This window comes from Streptomyces odontotermitis (assembly GCF_050510915.1).
GTDB lineage: Bacteria > Actinomycetota > Actinomycetes > Streptomycetales > Streptomycetaceae > Streptomyces.
In genome coordinates, this window is record NZ_JBNJLS010000004.1 from 39,133 (window position 1) to 56,293 (window position 17,161).

The following is a 17,161-nucleotide window of genomic DNA, read 5'->3' on the forward strand; positions in this document are numbered from 1 at the left end:
AGCGTCCCGCGGGGTGTGCGTCCCGCGGGCTGAAAAGTCCAACTCCCTGGCCACTTCGGCCTCTTGCATCACGCACGCACCCGCACCAGGGTGACTTCCGCCCAGTGGTAGAGACCACGACGACGGAGGTCCGATGCACGACGAGAACGCGACACCGGTACCTGACGAGAACAACGGCTCCCCCGCCCCCGAGGAGGCGTCCGGCGCCTCCCGACGCACGGTCCTGCGCTCGGCGGGCCTGGCGGCCGGTGCGGGCATCGGCCTCGGCGCCTTCTCCGCCACGACGGCGCACGCCGCCGACGCGACACCCGCGGCGGCAGGCGTGTCGGAGGCAGCAGGAGCGGCAGAGGCGGGTGCCGCGCCCGCCCGGCAGGGCAAGACCATGATCGGCGTGCCCTTCGAGCGGCGCTCCACCGTGCGGGTCGCCATCGTCGGGCTCGGCAACCGCGGCGGCAGCATGATCGACCTGTTCCTGGTGCAGCCGGGAGTGCGGGTCGTGGCGCTGTGCGACCCGGTCAAGGAGAAGACGGCGGCCGCCGCGAAGAAGGTGACGGACGCGGGCCAGCCCGCCCCGGCCACGTACACCAACGGCGAGCACGACTTCGAAAACCTGTGCAAGCGCGGCGACATCGACTTCGTGTACGTGGCCACGCCCTGGGACTGGCACTTCGAAATGGCCAGGACGGCGATGCTGAACGGCAAGCACGTCGGTGTGGAGTGTCCCATCGCGCTCCAGCTCGACCAGCTGTGGGAGCTGGTGAACCTCTCCGAACGCACCCGCAGACACTGCATGCAGCTGGAGAACTGCTGTTACGGCAAGAACGAGATGCGGGTCCTGCGCATGGCCCACGCGGGCAAGTTCGGCGACCTCCTGCACGGCGCGGGCGCCTACAACCACGACCTGCGCGGGCTCATGTTCGACCCGGACTACTACGAGGGTCCGTGGCGCCGCCTCTGGCACACCCGGCTGCGCGGCGACCTCTATCCCAACCACGGCTTCGGCCCGGTCGCGGGCTACATGGACGTCAACCGCGGCGACCGCGTCACGCACATCTCCAGCTTCGGCACGCCCTCGCTCGGCCTCGCCGAGTACCGCAAGGCGCACATGCCCGCGGGCGACCCGAGCTGGAAGGAGACCTACATCGAGAGCGACCGCACCATCAGCCTGGTGCAGACGGCGAAGGGCCGCGTCATCCGCCTCGAACACGATGTCAGCACCCCGCACCCCTACTCCCGGATCAACAGCCTCGGCGGCACGAAGGGCGTCTTCGAGGACTATCCCGAGCGCATCTACATCGAGCCCGACCACGCGAACGACGAGTGGGGCGACTTCGCCAAGTACACCGATTTCGACCACTGGTTGTGGAAGGAGCACGCCAACCCGCCCGGCGGGCACGGCGGCATGGACTACATGCTGGTGTTCCGCCTGATGCAGTGCATGCGCCTCGGCCTGGTGCCGGACTTCGACGTGTACGACGCCGCGACCTGGACCTCGCCGGTGCCGCTCAGCCACGCCTCGATCAAGGCGAAGGGCGCGCCGCAGGAGATCCCGGACTTCACCCGTGGCCTGTGGAAGAAGTCCCGGCCCGGCATGGACTCGGAGAAGCCGCAGGAGCCGTAAGGGGACGGGAAGAGGGGGTTGGTGCCCGTACCGATCGCGGTACGGGCACCAACCCGCCGACACGTCACGCCACTTGACCGCCCTCTCAGCAGCGGCGCCGGTCCTCCGTCAGGGTGCCCTGCTCGGTGGCGATGCCGCGGTCGTAGCAGCCCCGGTCGGTGAGCAGCCGGTAGCGCTCCCGCGAGGTGCCGACCGCGTGCCGCTGGTCGCGCGGCACGTTGGCCGTGTACGTGGCGTCGCCCGCGTAACGGTCTTCCAGCACCGTCCTGTGGGGGCGCCGCCCGTGCGCGGACGTCACCGTCTCGGCCCGGTCGCCGAGGCCGAGGACGGTGCGCAGCCGGTCGCCCGCGCCGAGCGTGGTGGTGCCGTCCATGGTGTACGTGCGGTGGGTACGGGTGGTGCGCCCGCCGCTGGTGATCCGCTCGCGGTCGGTCCACTCGGCCGTGAGCGCGTCCTTCGACTCGCCGTCGGTCCAGCTGTGTGCGGAGGTGTGGGCGAGCTCGCGGGTCACGGTCGTGGTGACGCGGCCGTGCGAGGTGTCGACGTACCCCGAGACGGTGAGCCGGTGGCCGCCCCGGGTGTCGAGGCGGTGCTCGGTGCCGGGCGAACCGGGCGTGTAGGACGTCTTGTTGGTGAGCCCGCCCGCGTCGTGGCGGGTGAGCGCGCCGGTCACGTGGTCGCTCTTCTCGTCCTGCCACGCGAGGACGTTGACGGGCGTGCTCCACCCGGCCTGCCCCTTCGGCACCCCGACGACGGAGACGTCCACGCGGTGCGGGCGGCCGTCGTTCAGGAGCCCGGCGAAGGGCGTGAGGTCGTACTCGACGGGCTTGATGTCGAAGGCGCGCGGGCCCGGAATCACGTACCAGAGGAAGGGGTTGGACCAGCCGCCGGTCCACACGGTCGGGAACGGCGTCGCGATACCGGCGAGTTGGCCGTCCACGCTGATCTGCACCTCGCGGTAGGGCCCGTCCGCCGCCTTGCACGAGTACGGCGCCGCGTCGGGCACCGTCAGATACCAGTACTCCTCGCAGCCGCCCCCGGATCCGGTGGCGTAGACCTCGGCGACGAGGCGTTCGCTGTTGCGCGGGGTGGTGACGGTGTTGTTGTCGGTGAGGGGCAGGACCTGGTCCGGGACGCTCGCGGAGGAGGACGATGACGAAGACGATGAGCGCGAGGATGAGAACGAAGACGAGGACGAGGACGGCTTGCGGCTCTCGGGCGCGTAGAACGTGAGCGTGGCCTTCACGTCGATGACACCCGTGTACGTGTCGTCGACGACGTTCCCGATGAGCATCTCCACGGGCTGGTCGCGGCGGAGCGTCGCGCTGTAGCGGGTGACGTCCTTCTCGACGGACCAGGTGATCCCGTCGGGCGACGGCTCGGGCGTGGAGGTGCGGAAGACCTCGACGCCGCCGACGCGCAGATAGCCGAGCCGGTCGAACTGGCGCCCCTTCACCTTGCCGTCGAGGCGCAGCACCACCTTGCCCCAGCGGCCGTGCCCGCAGGCGGTGGGCGGTGTGTAGCTGCCCTTGTAGGGCGTGAAGTCACGGAACTGGGCGTCGGCGAGCGTCACTTCACAGGACTTCGTGTGCGGCTTCGGGACGGGCGGGGCGGCGGTGACGGGGTCGTGCCAGTCGGTGCCGAACTCGGCGGGGACGTCGGGCCGCCCGCCGGCGGCCGTGGCGGGTGCGCCCGGCGCGAGGAGGGCGGCCGCCGCGAGGATCGCTCCGGCCAGCATGGACATGACGCGTCTCTTCATGGGCGGAGTTCTACGGTGCGGTGCCTGCTCGGCGCAATGGCCTCGGGAACTCTCGACCGGGTGCCGTGGCATCAGTACGCTCCCCGGCCATCGGCGCGGCTGCGTGCAGGGGCGGGGGCACGGGGATGAAGGCGGACGGAGACCGGGCACGGGGCGTGGGGCGGGGCGGCGCGGTGCACGGGGAGCCGCCGCCGTTCGCGTGGCGGCCCGTGTGGTGCCTCGTCGGCCTGTACGCGGGGGTGCTGACCCTCCTGTCGGCCCGGTACGGGTACCACCGCGACGAGTTGTACTTCCTCGCCGCGGGGCGGCGCCTCGCCTGGGGGTACGTCGATCAGCCGCCGCTCACCCCGCTGCTGGCGCGCGCTTCCACCGTGGCGTTCGGGGACAGCCTCGTCGGGCTGCGGGTTGCCGCGACCCTCGCCGCGTGCGCCACCGTGCTCGTGGTCGCCCTGGTGGCACGGGAGTTGGGCGGTGGCCGCGGTGCCCAACTGCTCGCGGCCGCGCTCGTGGCGCTGGGCGGGCAGGTGCTCGCGGTGGGGCACATGGTGTCCACGGCGACGTTCGACCTGCTGGTGTGGGTGGTGGTGAGCTGGCTGGTCCTGCGGGTCCTGCGGACCCGGGACGGGCGGTGGTGGCCGGTGGCCGGCGCCGCCGCGGGGATCGGCATCGAGAACAAGTACCTCGTGGTGCTGCTCGTGGCCGTGCTGCTCGCGTCGATCGGCTGGGTGGGGCCGCGCGCGGTGCTGCGCGACCGCTGGTTCGCCGCCGGGTGCGCGGTGGCGCTGGCCCTGGCCGCGCCGAACCTGGTGTGGCAGGCGGCCCACGACTGGCCGCAGTTCACGGTGGCCCGTGGCATCAGCGGGGAGGACGGAGCGGAGAACCGCGCCCTGCTCGTACCGCAGCAACTGATCTATCTCTCCCCGCTGTTCGTGCCGGTGTGGATCGCCGGGTGGCGTCGGCTGTGGCGTGACCCGGAGCTGCGGTGGGCGCGGGCCTTCGCGGTGGCGTACCCGCTGCTGTGCGTCGTCGTCCTGGCCGTCGGCGGCAAGGGGTACTACACGGTGCCGCTGCTGGTCGTGCTGCTCGCCGCGGGGTGCCAGCCCGTGCTGCGGTGGGCCGGGCGCGGCCGGGTTGAGCGCGGCAGGGCAGGCCGCGGCCGGGTTGAGCGCGACAGGGCAGGCCGCGGCCGGATGCGGCGGCGCCGCGCGCTGCTCGCCACCGCCGTCGCCCTCTCGGCCGCCGTCAACGCCGCGATCACCCTGCCGGTGCTCGCACCGGACGACCTCGCCGTGCCGATGGCTCTCAACCAGGAGCAGGGCGAGCAGCTCGGCTGGCCCGAACTGGCCGACGCCGCACGGCAGGGCTGGGCCCGCATCCCTGCGCCCGACCGCTCCCGCGCCGTGCTCTTCACCAGCAACTACGGGGAGGCGGGCGCCCTGGAGCGCTACGGCCCCGCGCGCGGGCTGCCCGCCCCGTACTCGGGCCACATGAGCTACGCCGACTGGGGCCCGCCGCCGGACTCCGCGACCGGACCCGTCCTCCTTGTCCGGCAGGCCGACGCGTCCGGCATCGAGCGGCACTTCACCGGCTGCCGCACCGTCGCCCGCGTCGACAACGGCCACGGCATCGACAACGAGGAGCAGCGTGCGGCCGTCGTGCTGTGTGCCGGACCGGCCGCCCGGTGGTCGGTGCTGTGGCCGGAACTGCGCCACGCCTATTGATCCTTGCGAGGGTGGTCCTTGCGACGGCAGTCCTTGCGAGGGCGCGAAGCTCACGCCTTGAGCGCGGCCCTGTCCCCCATCACGACGACCGGGTGCAGCTTGGGGTCGAGCGTCGTGAGCAGGTACTCCATGCCGGACTTGGAGAGGCTGACACAGCCCGACGTGCCACTGCCGTGGTCCATGTGCAGCCAGATGCTGCCGCCCTTTTCCTGGCCCTGGGGGCGGGTGGGGTCGTTGGGCGGGGTGCCCTTGGCGCGGTTGTAGTCGATGGCGATGACGTAGTCGAAGTCGTGCCAGTGGGACTTGGGCCAGTAGTGTGGGGCCTGGATGGAGTCGCTGCGGGAGTACGGGAGCTTCGCGCCCGGGTCGGCGAGGACGCCGCCCGCGTCCGAGAGCGTGAAGACGCCGACGGGGCTGCGCTTGTCGTTCTCGCGGTGGGCGGTGGTCCAGCCCCGCTTGCCGTTGTGCGCGGGCCAGCTGCGGGTCTTCTTCCAGGTGGCGCCGGTCGAGTCACCCGTCTTCGTGTAGAGGACGACGGTCGAGGTGATCGCGTTCACGCCGTCGCCGTAGACCGCGACGACCTGGCGCGCGTCCTTCGGGATCTTCGACTGGAGCCGGTCGCCGACGTCCGGGATGCGCTTGAGGTCGGCGGCGCGCCCGTCCGTGTGGCCGGAACCCGGTCCGCCCTCGTCGTCCTTGGACCCGCCGCCGTCGCCCGAACTCCCGCAGGACGTCAGGAGGAAGGAGCAGGCCGCCGCCACGGCCACCGTTCGCACAGCACCGGCTATTCGCATGCGGTCCATGGTCGCACCCGGTCCCGCGCTTCCCGGCCGGGCCCCGGCCGGGCGGGCACAAGGGGGCCGATTCTTTGCCTCCCGACGGAAAACCGTTTGCCCCGGACCACTCAGCGACGCGAACCTTTCACCATTCGTTACCGCGCACCGACCGCCGGACGACCGCTTGAGGTCCGCTGCGGCCAGTCCGTCATGCCGATTTCTGGGACGTCATGCAGATTCGCGATCTTCCGTATACCGACCCGGGCGAGCCGGACGCTCGCTCGGGCCCCCGGTTCCTGCTCTGGCTCGGCCGGAACCAACTCGGCGGTCAGCTCAAGTCCCTGTCCTGGGGGCTGCTGCACTTCCTGTCCATCGCCGTGCTCCCGTACGTCGTGGGCTTCTCCGTCGACGCCGTCCTGGACGGCTCCGGCGGGCGGCTCGCGCTCGGCGGCGGGCTGATCCTGCTGTGCGGCGTGGGCATCGCGCTCGGCGACACGATGCTGCACCGCACCGCCGTCACCAACTGGATCACGGCGGCCGCCCGCGTCCAGCAGCTGCTCGCCCGCAAGACCGCACAGCTCGGCTCCGCGCTGACGCGCAAGGTCGCCGCCGGCGAACTCGTCGCGGTCTCCACAGGCGACGTCGAGAGGATCGGCTGGTTCGTGGAGGCGGTGTCGCGCTTCACCGCCGCCGCGCTCACGGTCGCCGTGGTCTGCGTGGGGCTGCTCGTGTACGTGCCCTCGCTCGGCCTCGTCGTCGCGATCGGCCTGCCGGTCATGGCGCTCGCCGCCCTGCCGCTGCTGCCGCGCGCGACGCGGCGCGCCGACTTCCAGCGCGAGAAGGCGGGGCGCGCCACCGAGCTCGCCTCGGACACCGTCGCGGGCCTGCGGGTGCTGCGCGGCATCGGCGGCGAGGAGCTCTTCCTCGACCGCTACCGGAGCGCGTCGCAGGAAGTGCGGACGGCAGCGGTGCGCAGCGCCCGGATGTGGGCCGCCATCTCGGCGGTGCAGGTGCTGATGCCCGGTCTCATGCTCATCGCCCTGCTCTGGCACGGCGTGAACCTGGCGCGGGAGGGGCGGATCACGGTCGGCGAACTCGTCACCGTCTACAGCGCGATCACCATCCTCAATTACCCTTTGCGGCATTTTGAGGAGATTTGCATGGCCTGGGCGTTCTCGCGGCCCTCCGCGAAGCGTGCGGCCCGGGTGCTCGCGCTGGAGCGGAGCGCGCCGGAGGCTTCGGAAGCTCCGGAGGCTTCAGAAGCCCAGGCGGTCGCGGACCTAACCGTGGACGTCGACGCCCCGACCGGGGACCTGTACGACCCGGCGACCGGGCTGCTCGCCCCCTCGGGGTGTCTCACGGCGGTGGTGTGCGGCGATCCGGACGCGGCGGGGCTGCTCGCGGAGCGGCTCGGCGGGCACCCGGCGGACGACGGCGCGCGGGGCCTGCCGTCGGTCCGGCTCGGCGGGGTGCCACTCGACGGGCTGCCACTGGACACGGCGCGCACGGCCGTCCTGGTCCAGGACAAGGACCCGGTGCTGCTCTCCGGGACGCTGCGGGAGGTCCTCGACGTACCGGCGTCCGGTGCCGTCGGCGCCGAGGTGGCCCTGTCCGCGGCGCAGTGCGCCGACGTCCTCGACGCGCTCGCGCAGGCGTCGTTGGACGACGACCCCATGAACGCGCCGCTCACGGAGCGCGGCCGGTCCCTGTCCGGCGGCCAGCGCCAGCGGCTCGCGCTGGCCCGCTCGCTGGTCACGGACCCGGAGGCGCTGGTACTCGACGAGCCCACGTCCGCCGTGGACGCGCACACGGAGGCGCGCATCGCGACAGGGCTGCGGCAGCTGCGCGAGGGCCGCACGACCGTCGTCCTGACGTCGTCGCCGCTCCTCCTGGACCAGGCCGAACGCGTCGTCTTCGTCCACGACGGCGAGGTCGCCGCAGTGGGCGAACACCGCCAACTGGTGCACAGCGAACCGCGGTACCGGGCGGTGGTGACGCGCGAGCCCGAGGACGGCAGGGGCAGGGGCAGGGACGGGAACGGAGACGGAGACAGGGACGGGGACGGCAACGGCAACGGCAACGGCCCGAAGGTCCCCGCGAGCCACCGGGTCGGCAGCGCCGACCGCACCAACAGCACCGACATCGCCATCGACATCGAGGAGTCCGCATGATCGGCCTGGCGCCACCGGAGTACGATCCGGCGGCCCCGACGACGGCCGCCACCCTGCCCGTCGGCACGGGCGCGACGGTATGCGCGTACGTACGCGAGCTGTTCCGGCGGCACCGCGGCGCCTTCGCCCTGCTCATCACGGTCAACGCGCTGGCGGTGCTGGCCTCGATGGTCGGCCCGTACCTCCTGGGCGACCTCGTCCAGGACATCTCCGACGGCGCCCGGGACATCCATCTGGGCCTCGTCCTCGGCCTGTTCGCGGTCGCGCTGGTCGTGCAGGGCGTCTTCGTACGGGAAGTGCGGCTGCGCGGCGCGATGCTCGGCGAGCGCATGCTGGCGGATCTGCGCGAGGACTTCCTGGTGCGCTCCGTGGGGCTGCCGCCGGGCGTCCTGGAGCGGGCCGGTACGGGCGATCTGCTGTCGCGGATCACCACCGACATCGACCGGCTCGCCAACGCCATGCGGGAGGCGGTGCCCCAGCTCGCGATCGGCGTGGTGTGGGCGGGGCTGCTGCTCGCCGGGCTCGCCGTGACCGCGCCGCCGCTGGCGCCCGCCGTGCTGCTCGCGGTGCCGCTCCTGGTAGTCGGCTGCCGCTGGTACTTCAAGCGGGCGCCGTCCGCGTACCGTTCGGAGGCCGCCGGGTACGCCGCCGTGGCCGCGGCTCTCGCCGAGACCGTCGACGCGGGCCGCACCGTGGAGGCGCACCGCCTCGGCGAGCGGCGCGTGGAGCTGTCGGAGCGACGGATCCTCGAATGGGTCCGCTGGGAGCGCTACACGCTCTTCCTCCGGTCGGTCTTCTTCCCGGTCATCACCTTCACGCACACGACGGTGCTGTTCGCGGTGCTGATGGTCGGCGGGACCTTCGTGCTGCAGGGCTGGATCGACGTGGGCCAGCTGACGACGGGCTCGCTCATCGCGATCATGCTCGTCGAGCCGCTGGGCCTGATCCTGCGCTGGTACGACGAACTGCAGGTCGCCCAGGTCTCGCTGGCCCGGCTCGTCGGCGTGCGGGAGATCGAACCGGACGCGGGCGACGCCTCGGTGGCCCCCGACGGGCGCGACGTCCTCGCGGACGACGTGCACTTCGGCTACCGGCCGGGCGTCGACGTGCTGCGCGAGGTGTCCCTGGCCGTCGCCCCGGGCACTCGGGTCGCGCTGGTCGGTCCGTCCGGTGCGGGCAAGTCCACCCTCGGGCGGCTGCTCGCGGGCATCTACGGGCCGCGCACCGGCCAAGTGACCCTCGGCGGCGCGGAGTTGTCGCACATGCCCGCGGAATCGGTGCGCGCGCACGTGGCCCTGGTCAACCAAGAACACCACGTCTTCGTCGGCTCCCTGCGCGACAACCTGCTGCTCGCGCGGACGGGCGCCCAGGACGCCGAGCTGTGGGCGGCGCTCGGCGCGGTCGACGCGGACAGCTGGGCGCGCGCCCTGGACGACGGACTGGACACCGAGGTGGGCTCGGGCGGCCTCGCCGTCACCCCGGCGCAGGCGCAGCAGATCGCGCTGGCCCGTCTGGTCCTGGCCGACCCGCACACGCTGGTCCTCGACGAGGCGACGTCGCTCCTCGACCCGCGCGCGGCCCGGCACTTGGAGCGGTCCCTCGCCCGGGTCCTGGACGGCCGCACGGTCGTGGCCATCGCCCACCGCCTGCACACCGCGCACGACGCGGACGTCATCGCGGTGGTCGAGAACGGCCGGATCAGCGAACTCGGCAGCCACGAGCGGCTCGTGGCCGAGGACGGGGCGTACGCGGCGCTGTGGAGGTCGTGGCACGGGTGAGCGGACTGACCCGGCTGCCCGGCGCCGGACCTGTCTGCGTCGCCTGCGTGGGGCCCGGGCCTGCCGGACGGGGAGTGAGAGGCGCGGGCTAGGGTGCGGGGATGAGTGCCCTGGCCAACAATCCGCTCACGGACCCGGCGCCCGAACGTCGCGGCCCGCTCCGGTACTTGTGGTGGCTGACCGTCCGGCAACGGGGCCGCGTCGCCGCCGGGGCCACGTACGGCACGCTGTGGATGGTCGGTCTGACGCTGCCTCCCTACGTGCTGTCGCGCGCCGTCGACGACGGGCTCCTGCCCGGCGACTCGGCTGCCCTGGCGGGCTGGGTCGCGGTCCTGTTCGCGGTCGGGGTGCTCAACGCCTGGCTGTCGATCATGCGGCACCGCACCATGACGCGGATCCGCATGGACGCGTACTACCGCACCGTCCGCGTGGTGGTGGACCACGCGACCCGGCTCGGCGCGGCGCTGCCCCGGCAGGTCTCGGCCGGTGAGGTCGCCACGATCGGCAGCGGGGACGTCCGGGTCGTCAGCCAGACCCTGACCGTCACCGGTCCCGGTGTGGGCGCGGTGCTCGCGTACGGCGTGGTCGCCGCGCTCCTTCTTTCCGTCTCGGTCCTCCTCGCGGTGGTGGTGCTCCTGGGGGTGCCGCTGCTCGCCGTCCTGGTCGGCCCGCTCCTCGGGCGGCTCCAGGGCGTGGAGACCGCCTACCGGGAACGGCAGAGCTCCCTCGCCGCCGTCTTCAGCGACCTCGTCGGCGGCGTGCGCGTCCTCAACGGCCTGGGCGGCAAAGAGGTGTTCGCCGCGCGCTACCGGCAGCGCTCCGGTGAGCTGGTCGAGGAGGGCTACCGGGTGGGCGCGGTCCTCAGCTGGCTCCAGGCCCTCGCCCTCGGCCTGCCCGCGCTGTTCCTCGCCGCGGTGACGTGGCTCGCCGCGCGGATGGCCGCGCAAGGGTCCATCACGGTGGGCGAGTTGGTGGCGGTGTACGGCTATGTCGCGGTCCTGGTGGTCCCGGTCATGTCCCTCATCGAGGGCGGCTACGACCTCACCCACGGGGTGGTCGCGGGCCGCCGGATCGTGGCGTTCCTGCGGCTGGAGCCGGATTTCGCGGCGGGGGCGGGCGTTGCGGGTCCGGCGACCGGCGGAGCCTTGGCCCGGGCACCCGGTGGATCCCTCGTCGATCCCGAGTCCGGGGTCGAGGTGGCGCCCGGCAGGCTGACCGCGCTCGTCGGCGAGCGCCCCGCCGACGCCGTGGCCGTCGTCGACCGCCTTGGCCGCTTCACCCCCTCCGCCGCCACCTGGGGCGGCACTCGACTCGACGAACTCCCCCTCGACCAGGTCCGCAACACGATCCTGGTCGCGGACAACGAAGCCGACATCTTCGCCGGTACGTTGCGTGCCGCTCTCGCGGGTCGACGTGAACCGGACGACGTGGACGACGCCGAGCTCGCCCGAGCCGTGGCCGCCGCCCTGGCCGACGACATCGTCCACGGCCTGCCCCTCGGGCTCGACTCACCCCTCCACGCCCAGGCACGCAACCTCTCCGGCGGCCAGCGCCAGCGCGTCCGACTGGCCCGCGCCCTGCTCGCCGACCCGGACGTCCTGTTGGCGGTCGAGCCCACGTCGGCCGTGGACGCCCCCACCGAGGCGGCCATCGCAAAGCGCATCCGCGCCACCCGAGCGGGCCGCCCCGACCGCGCCACGCTCATCACCACCGCCTCCCCTCTCGTCCTGGACCTCGCCGACACCGTGTACTACCTGGCCGCGGACGGCCGCCCCGCCGACGTCGGCAGCCACCGCGACCTGCTCGCCACTGAGCCCGGGTATCGGCGACTCGTCGCGCGGGGCGAGGACGATCTCGACAGCCACGACCGCAGCCACGGCGACGGCGACAGCGACAGGACCGGGGACGGCGACGACAGCAGCGTCAGGACCGGGGACGGCGACGAGGGCAGGCCGCCCCGTGAGCCGCTGGACGACGACCACCCGCACCCCCAGGAGATCGCCAGGTGAAGTCCACTCCTCGCCGCTCCGCTCCCGACCCCGCGACGGACGGCCGGCTTCCCGTCGCCGGTCCCGGCCAGGTCCGCCGTGCCGCGCTCCGTCTGATCCGCCGGGACCGCCGCGCCTTCGCCCTCCTTCTCCTCCTCAACGCCCTCGCCTCGGCCGCCGGGCTCCTCGGCCCCTGGCTGCTCGGCCGCATCATCAACACCGTCAAGGACGGCGGCGGCGTGGCCACGGTCGACCGGCTCGCCCTCGCCATCGTCGCGGCCGCCGTCGTCCAACTGGTCCTGGCCCGCTACGCCCGCCTCGTCGGGCACCGCTTCGGTGAACGCACCCTCGCCCGGGTCCGCGAACAGTTCCTCGACCGCGCCCTCGCCTTGCCCACCTCGGCGGTCGAGCGCGCCGGCACGGGCGACCTGACCGTGCGCGGCACCACCGACGTCGCCGCCACGGGCCTGGCCCTGCGCGACACCGGCCCCGATGTCCTCGTCGCCGCGGTCCAGGCGCTGTTCCTGCTCGGCGCGGTCTTCGTCCTCTCCCCGCTGCTCGGTGTCTGCGGCGTGCTCGGCCTCTGCGGCATCTGGTTCGCCTCCCGCTGGTATCTGCGCCGTGCGCCCGCCGCCTACCTCGACGAGGGCGCCGCGCACTCCGTGCTCGCCGAGGAACTCGCGGCCACCGCGTCCGGCGCCCGCACCGTGGAGGCGCTCGGCCTGCGCCGTCGCCGCATCGCCGCCGCCGACGAGGCCATCGCGTGGTGCCTCCGCACCCGGACCCGGACACTGCGGCTCCGGTCGGTGCTCTTCCCGGCCATCGACATCTCGTACGTCGTCCCGGTGGTCGGGGTGCTGCTGATCGGCAGCGTGCTGCACGACCACGGAGCCGTCAGCCTCGGCACCGTGGTGGCTTCGGCGCTCTATCTGCGCCAGCTCTCCCAGCCCCTGGACACGATCCTCCAGCAGCTCGAGGCCCTGCAGAGCAGCAGCGCCTCCTTCGCCCGCATCGAGGGCCTCGCGAAGGCCGACGCCGCGGAGGAGCGGGGCCGGGACCGGCGTCCGGTCCCACAGCAGGAACAACCCCCGGCACAACCACCGGAACAACCCACCGTCGCCGCCCTTCCCGCCGACGACCGCATCGATGTCGACTCCGTGCGCTTCGCCTACGACGGTCACGGCGACGTGCTGCGCGGGGTCGATCTGACGGTGCGGCCGGGCGAGCGGCTCGCGGTCGTCGGGCCGTCGGGAGCGGGCAAGACCACGCTGAGCCGACTCCTCGCGGGCATCGACGCGCCACACTCCGGCACGGTGACCGTGGGCGGCGTCCCCATCGCGGAGCTGTCCCCGGAGCGGCTGCGCCAGCAGGTCGTCCTGGTCACCCAGGAACACCACGTCTTCCTCGGCTCGGTGCGCGACAACCTGCGCATCGCCGCGGAGTCCGCGGACGACGCGGCACTGCTCGCCGCGCTGCGGACTGTCGGTGCCGCATGGGCCGGGGACCTCCCCGACGGCCTCGACACCGAGCTGGGCCCCGGCGGCCTGGTGCTGCACGGAGCGCAGGCCCAGCAGCTCGCCCTCGCGCGCGTCGTCCTCGCCGACCCGCACACCCTGATACTCGACGAGGCCACGGCGCTGCTCGACCCGGCGACCGCCCGCCACACGGAGCGCGCCCTCGCGGCCGTCCTGCACGGCCGCACCGTCATCGCCATCGCGCACCGGCTGCACACCGCCCACGACGCCGACCGGGTCGCGGTCATGGAGGACGGCAGGCTCACCGAACTCGGCCCCCACGACGCCCTGGTGGCGGCCGACGGAACCTACGCCGCGCTCTGGAAGTCCTGGCACGGTGAGCCGCCACCGGCGCCCTGAGCTCAGATGAAGTTGAGCGCGGCCGCGCCGCCCACACCCCCGAGCAGCATGAACACGGGCATCAGGACCTTCAGCTCGATCCAGCTCCCGGCCCGGAACCGCATCGCCTTGGGCGGGCCGACCGGGTACCAGCGCTTCCGGCCGATGGGAATGGGCCACAGGATCGGGCAGCCGGACACCGTCAGCGCGTCCCCGATGTCGTGCACCAGGGCGCCGAGGATGATCGGCAGGCCCAGCCACAGATACTCCTGGCCGGGCTCGGTGAACAGCCAGTCCGAGCCGTTGCCCGGCTGGTCCAGGACGCCCGCGAGGATCCAGGCGCTCGTCGCCGCGAGCAGCCAGACCAGCACGTCGCTGCTCGATCCGCGCGCGGCCCGCCAGAGCAGGCCCTCGATGGCGAGCACCATGTGCACGAAGAGGATCGCGAGGACCGCCCAGCGCCCGCCGAATATCGCCAGGGCCGAGGTGCCCGCGCCGATGAGGACCGCCCACAGCCAGGTGTGGGTGAGCGTGCGGTGCCCGCCGTTGCGCCGGGGGTCGCCCTGCTTGCGCGTCGCCTTGTAGACCGCGTGCGACAGGGTGTCGACGATCTCGCAGAGTCCCCGGGAGACCGGTCCGAAGGCCCGCGAGATGGTCGCGGACTTGTGATCGAGGTCGGGGGCGAGCGCCGCACCCGCGCAGATCAGGGCGCCGACGAGGAGCACCGGCCAGGGCATCGTGTGCCCCGCGGCCGCCGCGGCCGCGCCCACCCCCAGCCAGGCCGCCGCTCCCGACAGTGAGTGTGCCGGACCCATCATGGTTGTTCCCCGCCCCATTTCCGCCTAGCTGACGCCCTGTTGGCCCCACAGCGTAGCGTTCGTGATCTTCGTTCCGACGTCCGGTTCCCTGATCGGGTGGGAAGGAAGGCAAGATGGGGGTGTGACCCTTATCGATCAGCTGCCGCCGGACGCCGACCCCGATGCCCTCTTCGAAGCCTTCTCGTCGTGGGCCGAGGACCAGGGGATCACTCTCTACCCGGCCCAGGAGGAGGCGCTGATCGAGGTGGTCTCCGGGGCGAATGTGATCTTGTCCACCCCGACGGGCTCCGGAAAGAGCCTGGTCGCGGCGGGCGCGCACTTCACCGCCCTGGCCCAGGACAAGGTCACCTTCTACACCGCTCCCATCAAGGCCCTGGTGTCGGAGAAGTTCTTCGACCTGTGCAAGCTCTTCGGCACGGAGAACGTCGGGATGCTCACCGGCGACGCCTCCGTCAACGCCGACGCCCCCGTGATCTGCTGCACCGCCGAGGTGCTCGCGTCCATCGCGCTGCGGGACGGCAAGGACGCCGACATCGGCCAGGTCGTCATGGACGAGTTCCACTTCTACGCGGAGCCGGATCGCGGCTGGGCCTGGCAGATCCCGCTGCTCGAACTGCCGCAGGCGCAGTTCATCCTGATGTCGGCGACCCTCGGCGACGTCTCCATGTTCGAGAAGGACCTCACCCGCCGCACCGGGCGTCCCACGTCCGTGGTCCGCTCCGCGACGCGCCCGGTCCCGCTCTCGTACGAGTACCGGCTCACGCCGATCACCGAGACGCTCACCGAGCTCCTGGAGACCAAGCAGGCGCCCGTCTACATCGTGCACTTCACGCAGGCTCAGGCCGTCGAGCGGGCCCAGTCGCTGATGAGCATCAACATGTGCACCCGCGCGGAGAAGGACCAGATCGCCGAACTCATCGGCAACTTCCGCTTCACCACCAAGTTCGGCCGCAACCTGTCGCGTTACGTCCGGCACGGGATCGGCGTGCACCACGCGGGCATGCTGCCCAAGTACCGGCGCCTGGTGGAGAAGCTGGCCCAGGCGGGCCTGTTGAAGGTCATCTGCGGCACGGACACCCTCGGTGTCGGCGTCAACGTCCCCATCCGCACGGTGCTGTTCACCGCCCTGACGAAGTACGACGGCAACCGCGTGCGCACGCTGCGCGCGCGGGAGTTCCACCAGATCGCGGGGCGCGCCGGACGGGCGGGCTTCGACACGGCGGGCTTCGTCGTGGCGCAGGCCCCCGAGCACGTCATCGAGAACGAGAAGGCGCTCGCCAAGGCGGGCGACGACGCGAAGAAGCGCCGCAAGGTCGTGCGCAAGAAGGCGCCCGAGGGCTTCGTCGGCTGGACCGAGAACACCTTCGAGAAGCTCATCGCGTCCGAGCCGGAGCCGCTGACCTCGCGCTTCCGGGTCACGCACACGATGCTCCTGTCCGTGATCGCCCGTCCCGGCAACGCCTTCGAGGCGATGCGCCGCCTGCTCGAGGACAACCACGAGCCGCGCAAGCAGCAGCTGCGGCACATTCGGCGGGCCATCGCCATCTACCGCTCCCTGCTCGACGGCGGCGTCGTGGAGAAGCTCGACGAGCCGGATGCCACCGGTCGCATCGTGCGCCTCACGGTCGATCTGCAGCAGGACTTCGCGCTCAACCAACCCCTGTCGACGTTCGCCCTCGCGGCCTTCGAACTCCTCGACCCGGAGTCCCCCTCCTACGCCCTCGACATGGTCTCCGTCGTCGAGTCCACCCTCGACGACCCGCGCCAGATCCTGGCCGCCCAGCAGAACAAGACGCGCGGCGAGGCCGTGGCCCAGATGAAGGCGGACGGCGTCGAGTACGAGGACCGGATGGAGCGCCTCCAGGACATCGAGTACCCGAAGCCCCTGGAGGAGGTGCTGTATCACGCGTACAACACCTACCGCACCAGCCACCCGTGGGTCGGCGACCACCCCCTCTCCCCGAAGTCCGTCATCCGCGACATGTACGAACGGGCGCTGTCCTTCACCGAGTTCACGTCCTTCTACGAGCTCGCCCGCACCGAGGGCATCGTGCTGCGCTACCTCGCGAGCGCGTACAAGGCCCTGGAGCACACCATTCCGGACGACCTCAAGTCCGAGGACCTCGAGGACCTCATCGCCTGGCTCGGCGAGATGGTCCGCCAGGTCGACTCCAGCCTCCTCGACGAGTGGGAGCAGCTCGCCAACCCGGAGGTCATGACGGCCGAGGAGGCCCAGGAGAAGGCCGACCAGGTCAAGCCCGTCACGTCGAACGCCCGCGCCTTCCGCGTCCTCGTCCGCAACGCCCTCTTCCGCCGCGTCGAGCTCGCCGCCCTCGACCACGTGGAGGAGCTCGGCCAGATGGACGCCGACTCCGGCTGGGACGCGGACGCCTGGGGCGACGCCATGGACAAGTACTGGGACGAGTACGACGACCTCGGCACCGGACCCGACGCACGCGGCCCCAAGCTGTTGCTCATCGAGGAGGATCCCGAGCACGGCCTGTGGCGCGTCCGGCAGACCTTTGCCGACCCCAACGGCGACCATGACTGGGGCATCAGCGCCGAGGTCGATCTCGCGGCCTCCGACGAAGAGGGCCGCGCCGTCGTCCGGGTGACCGACGTCGGCCAGCTCTGAGGGCCCCGAGCATTCCCGTGCCATGGACAGGAGTCGTGGAG

The 17,161-nt window shown here is 72.4% G+C and carries 10 protein-coding genes; 7 read left to right on the plus strand and 3 right to left on the minus strand.

Going from position 1 to position 17,161, the window contains the following annotated elements; all coding sequences use genetic code 11:
* Nucleotides 1–133 precede the first annotated feature (133 nt).
* Nucleotides 134–1,621, plus strand: a complete 1,488-nt coding sequence (locus tag ACQB60_RS13695; RefSeq protein ID WP_496926219.1) for a Gfo/Idh/MocA family protein — start codon at nucleotides 134–136, stop codon at nucleotides 1,619–1,621.
* Between the two features lie 85 nt (nucleotides 1,622–1,706).
* Here the strand turns inward: ACQB60_RS13695 and ACQB60_RS13700 are convergent, their stop codons facing one another.
* Nucleotides 1,707–3,380, minus strand: a complete 1,674-nt coding sequence (locus ACQB60_RS13700) for a peptide-N4-asparagine amidase (protein WP_496926220.1) — start codon at nucleotides 3,378–3,380, stop codon at nucleotides 1,707–1,709.
* 125 nt (nucleotides 3,381–3,505) lie between these two features.
* Here ACQB60_RS13700 and ACQB60_RS13705 point away from each other — a divergent pair, with 125 nt between their 5' ends.
* Nucleotides 3,506–5,101 carry an ArnT family glycosyltransferase gene (locus tag ACQB60_RS13705; protein ID WP_496926221.1) on the plus strand — a complete coding sequence of 532 codons (1,596 nt, stop codon included), beginning with the start codon at nucleotides 3,506–3,508 and terminating at the stop codon, nucleotides 5,099–5,101.
* Between the two features lie 50 nt (nucleotides 5,102–5,151).
* Here ACQB60_RS13705 and ACQB60_RS13710 read toward each other — a convergent pair whose 3' ends face one another.
* A complete protein-coding gene (locus ACQB60_RS13710) occupies nucleotides 5,152–5,895 on the minus strand; it encodes a L,D-transpeptidase family protein (protein WP_496926625.1) in 744 nt (247 codons plus the stop codon).
* 212 nt (nucleotides 5,896–6,107) lie between these two features.
* Between ACQB60_RS13710 and ACQB60_RS13715 the strand changes: the two genes are divergently transcribed.
* The 4 genes from ACQB60_RS13715 to ACQB60_RS13730 all read left to right on the plus strand — a co-directional run bounded on the left by ACQB60_RS13715 (nucleotide 6,108) and on the right by ACQB60_RS13730 (nucleotide 13,688).
* On the plus strand, nucleotides 6,108–8,048 hold the full coding sequence (locus ACQB60_RS13715) for an ABC transporter transmembrane domain-containing protein (protein WP_496926222.1): 1,941 nt from the start codon (nucleotides 6,108–6,110) through the stop codon (nucleotides 8,046–8,048).
* Nucleotides 8,045–9,826, plus strand: coding sequence for an ABC transporter ATP-binding protein (locus ACQB60_RS13720; RefSeq protein WP_496926223.1), 1,782 nt, complete (start codon nucleotides 8,045–8,047; stop codon nucleotides 9,824–9,826). The genes ACQB60_RS13715 and ACQB60_RS13720 overlap by 4 nt, the downstream gene beginning before the upstream one ends.
* Nucleotides 9,827–9,927: 101 nt before the next feature.
* Nucleotides 9,928–11,835 (plus strand): ABC transporter transmembrane domain-containing protein, encoded by a 1,908-nt coding sequence (locus ACQB60_RS13725; RefSeq protein WP_496926224.1) that lies wholly within the window; start codon nucleotides 9,928–9,930, stop codon nucleotides 11,833–11,835.
* Nucleotides 11,832–13,688, plus strand: a complete 1,857-nt coding sequence (locus ACQB60_RS13730; protein ID WP_496926225.1) for an ABC transporter ATP-binding protein — start codon at nucleotides 11,832–11,834, stop codon at nucleotides 13,686–13,688. The genes ACQB60_RS13725 and ACQB60_RS13730 overlap by 4 nt, the downstream gene beginning before the upstream one ends.
* A 2-nt stretch (nucleotides 13,689–13,690) precedes the next feature.
* Here ACQB60_RS13730 and ACQB60_RS13735 read toward each other — a convergent pair whose 3' ends face one another.
* Nucleotides 13,691–14,485, minus strand: a complete 795-nt coding sequence (locus ACQB60_RS13735; protein WP_496926226.1) for a metal-dependent hydrolase — start codon at nucleotides 14,483–14,485, stop codon at nucleotides 13,691–13,693.
* Nucleotides 14,486–14,546: 61 nt separating this feature from the next.
* Between ACQB60_RS13735 and ACQB60_RS13740 the strand changes: the two genes are divergently transcribed.
* Nucleotides 14,547–17,120, plus strand: a complete 2,574-nt coding sequence (locus ACQB60_RS13740; RefSeq protein ID WP_496926227.1) for a DEAD/DEAH box helicase — start codon at nucleotides 14,547–14,549, stop codon at nucleotides 17,118–17,120.
* Nucleotides 17,121–17,161 lie beyond the last annotated feature (41 nt).

Bases quoted from the DNA above. Each gene is read 5' to 3' on its own strand.
- ACQB60_RS13735 (WP_496926226.1), bottom strand. From the start codon at position 14,485: ATGATGGGTCCGGCACACTCACTGTCGGGAGCGGCGGCCTGGCTGGGG.
- ACQB60_RS13725 (WP_496926224.1), top strand. From the start codon at position 9,928: ATGAGTGCCCTGGCCAACAATCCGCTCACGGACCCGGCGCCCGAACGT.
- ACQB60_RS13710 (WP_496926625.1), bottom strand. From the start codon at position 5,895: ATGCGAATAGCCGGTGCTGTGCGAACGGTGGCCGTGGCGGCGGCCTGC.
- ACQB60_RS13720 (WP_496926223.1), top strand. From the start codon at position 8,045: ATGATCGGCCTGGCGCCACCGGAGTACGATCCGGCGGCCCCGACGACG.
- ACQB60_RS13695 (WP_496926219.1), top strand. From the start codon at position 134: ATGCACGACGAGAACGCGACACCGGTACCTGACGAGAACAACGGCTCC.
- ACQB60_RS13715 (WP_496926222.1), top strand. From the start codon at position 6,108: ATGCAGATTCGCGATCTTCCGTATACCGACCCGGGCGAGCCGGACGCT.
- ACQB60_RS13700 (WP_496926220.1), bottom strand. From the start codon at position 3,380: ATGAAGAGACGCGTCATGTCCATGCTGGCCGGAGCGATCCTCGCGGCG.
- ACQB60_RS13705 (WP_496926221.1), top strand. From the start codon at position 3,506: ATGAAGGCGGACGGAGACCGGGCACGGGGCGTGGGGCGGGGCGGCGCG.